Source organism: Trichloromonas sp. (genome assembly GCF_041583255.1).
Lineage (GTDB): Bacteria > Desulfobacterota > Desulfuromonadia > Desulfuromonadales > Trichloromonadaceae > Trichloromonas.
On the sequence record NZ_JBFHGD010000237.1, the window covers coordinates 1 to 4,624 of the forward strand.

Sequence of the window (4,624 nt, forward strand, 5' to 3'; positions counted from 1 at the left end):
CAGTAGAAGGTGCGGGGGCGGATCGGGGTCAGGCCCATCGCGAGGTTGATGACGAAGAAGGGGAAGATCGACACCAGCCGCAATGAGAAGAGGTAAAAGGCCCCTTCCTTTTCAACCCCGGAGTTGATGGCGGTCAGCTTGTCGCCGAAGCGGGTTTGCACGAAATCCCGCAGCAGAAAGCGGGAGACCAGAAAGGCCAGGGTGGCGCCGATGGTGCTGGCGAAGGAGATAGCGACGAAGCCGACCGCAAGGCCGAACATGGCGCCGCCGGCCAGGGTCATCACCGTCGCCCCCGGCAGCGACAGGGCGGTGACCAGGATGTAGACGGCCATGTAGACGGCGACGGTCAGCAGCCGGTGCTGGCCGTAGAAATCGGCAAAGGCCTGCTGCTGAGATTTCAAACTGTCGAGGGTCAGGTACTGCCGCAGGTCGAAGACGAAAAAGGCCCCGATCAGCAGGGCAAGCAGGCCGACAACGAAGAGTTTTGCGCGGGAGGGGGTCATGTCGTGCCTCGCTAGAAGTCGATGTCAATCTGCAGGGAATCGAGAAACTTGTTGAAGGAGGTGAACAGTTCCATCACCCCGAGAGCTTCGACAATCTCGCCCTCGTCGGCGCCGGTCCGGCGCAGCTCGGCAAATTCTTCATCGGTGATCTGCAGCGGCTGCAGGTTGACCTTGCGGGCAAAGCGGATCAACGCTTTTTCCTTCGCGGTGAACGCCGCCTGTTCGAGATCGCTCTCGATCACGGCGATCTCTTCTGGCGTAACGCCGATGGAGCGCAGGGCGCCGGTGTGGGCGGCCACGCAGTAGTCGCAGCCATTGTCCTTCGAAACCAGCAGGGCGATGGACTCCTTGGCTTTGCGCGGCACCCGGCCTTCCATCATCACCCGCTTGACCTTGTTCCAGTTGGCTTCGAGCAGCGGCGGGTGGTGGGCGTAGGCGCGAAACAGGTTGGGGACCATGCCGAAGGCCCCCTCGATTTCCTGAAATATCGCTTGAGTCTGTCTATTGGCGTCGAGTGTCTGTATGCGGCTCATGGCAGACTCCTTTGCACGGTGGCTTTAAATTCTAGCAGGGTTCGCAGAGTCGTCATGCAGGCCGTCCCTTTTACCGACGCCGGGCTGGCTGAAGCGCCTCGACAGCCTGACGGAGCGACTCTCCCTTCCCCTCATCCCAGGGGCCGGTCGAACGCCAGAGCAGCCGCCCTTTCGCATCCAGCAGCAGCACGACGGTCGTCTCTTCAGAGTCAATGGACAGGGGGCCGAGCAAGGGGGCCTTGGCGGCAAAGATCAGGATGGTGCGCTGACGTTTTCCGGGTTCCGTGATCTTGGCGCCCATGCCCTTGCGAATCACCCAGCGCAGCGGAGCGATTTTGGGCCCGATAACCGGCAATTCGTAGTAATCAAAGCCGGGCCGCGCAAGAGCCAGCTGGCGCAACTCCGGCAGCCAGCTGTCGATCTCCGGCTGCTGCTCGCGCCGGAAGGCCAGCAGAACCAGGTTGAGTCGCCCCTTGAAATCTCGCGGCAGAAGCTGCGCCGCATGGTCGAGAGTCACTCCTTCAATCTCGGGGAAATGGACCGCTGTTCCCGAAGGGGCGGCTAACACCAGCGCGCCCGTGGATATCAGGAGGAGGGCGGCCGCGATAAGCGTTCGCACGAAGGATATGAGCTGGGTGGATTGAGATCTCATGAGGACAAGCATCGCATATACCCGTATCCCTGGCAATAGTTGAGCGGCCGCATCAGCATGGATATTCAGGCCGCAAACCGGTTATCTGAGCTTGGGAGGGCGATGCCGATATCTTGGTATTTCGTTGCGAATGACCTGTCGCCCTTTTCGCGGGAACGTTTACGCGCCATGGAAATACGCCGGCTGATCTGTTAAGGTGAAGGACTTCATCTTCCATGGTCCTCTTTTAACCCGAGCAACAAAGGTGATTTTCATGACCGAACTGGATAAAGCCCTCGCCGCCCTGAATGCAAACCCCCAAGACCCGGCCGCCCAATCGGGCTTTTACGGCCTGTTCCTTAATTCGATCTTTTTCGTCCCCATCGGCACCGAGAAAATACGCAGCGATGACGAAAATGAGGAAAAGGAGGTCGAACTGCCGCTGATCATCGAGAACGAGGGCACCGACTTTTTGGTGTTCTTCGATCAGCAGCAGCGTCTGAACGACTGGGCCGAGACGGCGGCGCCCTGCGTGCAGATGCCGGGGCATGTGATTGCGGAGATAACCTCTCCGGATCTTTGCTGGGCCATGAATGTCGGCACCGATCACGGCAAGCAGTTCGTGCCGGAGGAGATCGCCTGGCTCAAGGATGTGATCGCGCGCTCCAAGGCGTCGACCGGCGAAGCCAACGGCTAGAAACGAGCCGGGACAGGTCTGTTCTCTGTCCCGGCTCTTGATCGTCCAGGGCGGCAGCGCGTCCCCCTCTGCAGCAGATAATCTTTATCAGAAAACATGTCCCTGAAAACCATGCATGAAGATTTCCCGACGATCATCCGGCAGGCGACCGGCGCCAGCGACATTCGCCTGCTCGAGCTCATTCAGGAGCTCTGGAGCGGCTACGGCGCCATTTTGCGCTATGGGTTGACCGGATCAAGGAGACGGCGGGTGGTGGTCAAGCATGTGCGCCTCCCCGGCCGGGTTCACCACCCCCGCGGCTGGAATACCGACCTTTCGCACCGCAGAAAGCTGCGCTCCTACGAGGTCGAAATGGCCTGGTACGCCCGTTGGAGCGCCCGTTGCGGCGCCGCCTGCCCGGTTCCTCACTGCCTGGCGCTCGAGACCCGCGGCGACGAGACGCTGATGGTTCTCGAAGACCTCGATGAGGCGGGCTTCCCCGAGCGCCGGGAGACCGTCACCGAAACGGAACTTGCGGCCTGCCTGCGCTGGCTGGCCAACTTCCACGCCACCTTTCTGGGGTGCGAGCCTGAAGGCTTGTGGGAGCAGGGGACCTACTGGCACCTGGAGACCCGCCCCGACGAACTCGAGGCCCTTGGCGATCTCCCTCTGAAGCGGGCGGCCGCAGATATCGACCGGTTGCTGCGGGGCAGCCCGTACCAGACCCTGGTTCACGGCGATGCCAAGCTCGAAAATTTCTGTTTTTCGCCGGACGGCAAAAAGGTCGCGGCGGTCGATTTTCAGTACGTGGGCGGCGGCTGCGGAATGAAGGATGTCGCCTACTTCATCGGCAGCTGCCTGGCCGAGGAGGAGTGCGAGCGGCTCGAACCCTGGCTGCTCGATTGCTACTTCGCCGCGCTCAGGCAGGCGCTGGCGCAGCTTCAGCCGGCTGTCGCCGGCAAAGCGCTGGAAGACGACTGGCGAGAGCTTTACCCGCTGGCCTGGACCGATTTTCACCGTTTTCTGAAGGGGTGGAGTCCCGGCCACTGGAAACTGAACGCCTACAGCGAGCGGCTGGCCCGCGCGGTGGTTCACCGCCTGAGCCGCTGAGGGGGGCCGTCCCCTGCGGCTCCAGGCCCTTTTCCCCTTCAAAGGCGGGTCACAGGGTAGCAACGGATTCATAGCAAAGGGAGTGCCTGATTGGCCTTCCCCATGCGGCCGATTGAGAAATGGGTTCTTTCCGATAAGATTGTTGCAGCAGGACAACAACACTCTTTTGCAATGACAGGAGGCTCGCCATGGCCAGCAAAGGTACAATCGGAATCCTCACCGGCGGCGGCGACGTCCCCGGCCTCAACCCCGCCATCCGTGCGATCACCATCCGCGCCCTGCGCGAGGGCTACCGGGTGCTGGGCATCCGCCGCGGCTGGGCCGGCCTGGTCGAACTGGTGCCCGATCCGCAGGCCGACAACAGCGCCAACGTGCAGCTGTTGACCCAGGATATCGTCAACCGCGCCGGGCGCACCGGCGGGACTTTTCTGCATACCTCGCGCACCCGGCCGAGTCACCTGCCCAAGGCCAACCTGCCCGAACACCTGCGCGACAAATACACCGAAGACGTCAACGACGTTACCCCCGAGGTGCTCAGGAACATTGAGTTTCTCGGCCTGGACTTTCTGATCCCCATCGGCGGCGACGATACCCTGAGCTACGCGCAACGCCTGCACGAAGAAGGGGTCAGGGTGGTCGCCATCCCCAAAACCATGGACAACGACGTTCCCGGCACCGATTATTGCATCGGTTTCTCCACCTGCGTCACCCGCACCATCGAGCTCACCCACCGGTTGCGCACCTCGGCCGGCAGCCACGAACGTTACCTGGTGATCGAGGTGTTCGGCCGCTACGCCGGCTTCAGCGCCCTGCTGCCGACCATGGCCGGAGCGGCGGACCGCTGCATCATCCCCGAGCACGACTTCGATATTGAGCAATTGGCGCGACTGCTCACCGACGACCGCAACCGGCATCCGAGCAAGTACTCGGTGGTGCTGGTTTCGGAGGGGGCCAAGATGCGCCACCAGCAGGGGATGATTTTCGAGGGGGAGGAGATCGACCAGTACGGGCACCGCAAGCTGGGGGGGATCGGCGACCAGATCTCGACGCTGCTCAAAGACCTCTCGCCGCGGTTCAACAACGGCCGGCGCATCAACGTGCTCAACCAGCGGCTCGGCTACCTGGTGCGCTGCGGCGACCCCGACGCGCTCGATTCGATCGTGCCGATGGC

At 62.1% G+C, this 4,624-nt stretch carries 6 protein-coding genes; 3 read left to right on the forward strand and 3 right to left on the reverse strand.

What is annotated here, in order from left to right:
• From ABYV89_RS14645 to ABYV89_RS14655, 3 genes are all read right to left on the reverse strand, one after another.
• Positions 1 to 503 (reverse strand): TVP38/TMEM64 family protein (locus tag ABYV89_RS14645; protein ID WP_432823676.1); only part of this gene is annotated, 503 nt, incomplete at its 3' end.
• Positions 504 to 514: 11 nt separating this feature from the next.
• Complete coding sequence (locus ABYV89_RS14650) at positions 515 to 1,036, reverse strand: carboxymuconolactone decarboxylase family protein (protein WP_432823677.1); 522 nt, start codon at positions 1,034 to 1,036, stop codon at positions 515 to 517.
• A 70-nt stretch (positions 1,037 to 1,106) separates the two neighbouring features.
• The gene (locus ABYV89_RS14655) at positions 1,107 to 1,688 is read right to left on the reverse strand and encodes a hypothetical protein (protein ID WP_432823678.1); all 582 of its coding nucleotides are present in this window, start codon (positions 1,686 to 1,688) and stop codon (positions 1,107 to 1,109) included.
• 253 nt (positions 1,689 to 1,941) lie between these two features.
• Here ABYV89_RS14655 and ABYV89_RS14660 point away from each other — a divergent pair, with 253 nt between their 5' ends.
• The 3 genes from ABYV89_RS14660 to ABYV89_RS14670 form a co-directional block, all read left to right on the forward strand.
• Positions 1,942 to 2,364, forward strand: coding sequence for an SseB family protein (locus ABYV89_RS14660; protein WP_432823679.1), 423 nt, complete (start codon positions 1,942 to 1,944; stop codon positions 2,362 to 2,364).
• A gap of 96 nt (positions 2,365 to 2,460) precedes the next feature.
• Positions 2,461 to 3,453: a phosphotransferase gene (locus ABYV89_RS14665; RefSeq protein ID WP_432823680.1), complete on the forward strand. Its 993-nt coding sequence runs from the start codon at positions 2,461 to 2,463 to the stop codon at positions 3,451 to 3,453.
• Between the two features lie 188 nt (positions 3,454 to 3,641).
• Positions 3,642 to 4,624: 6-phosphofructokinase (locus ABYV89_RS14670; RefSeq protein ID WP_432823681.1), on the forward strand; the 983-nt coding region annotated here is incomplete at its 3' end.

Bases quoted from the DNA above. Each gene is read 5' to 3' on its own strand.
- ABYV89_RS14660 (WP_432823679.1), top strand. From the start codon at position 1,942: ATGACCGAACTGGATAAAGCCCTCGCCGCCCTGAATGCAAACCCCCAA.
- ABYV89_RS14650 (WP_432823677.1), bottom strand. From the start codon at position 1,036: ATGAGCCGCATACAGACACTCGACGCCAATAGACAGACTCAAGCGATA.
- ABYV89_RS14665 (WP_432823680.1), top strand. From the start codon at position 2,461: ATGTCCCTGAAAACCATGCATGAAGATTTCCCGACGATCATCCGGCAG.
- ABYV89_RS14655 (WP_432823678.1), bottom strand. From the start codon at position 1,688: ATGAGATCTCAATCCACCCAGCTCATATCCTTCGTGCGAACGCTTATC.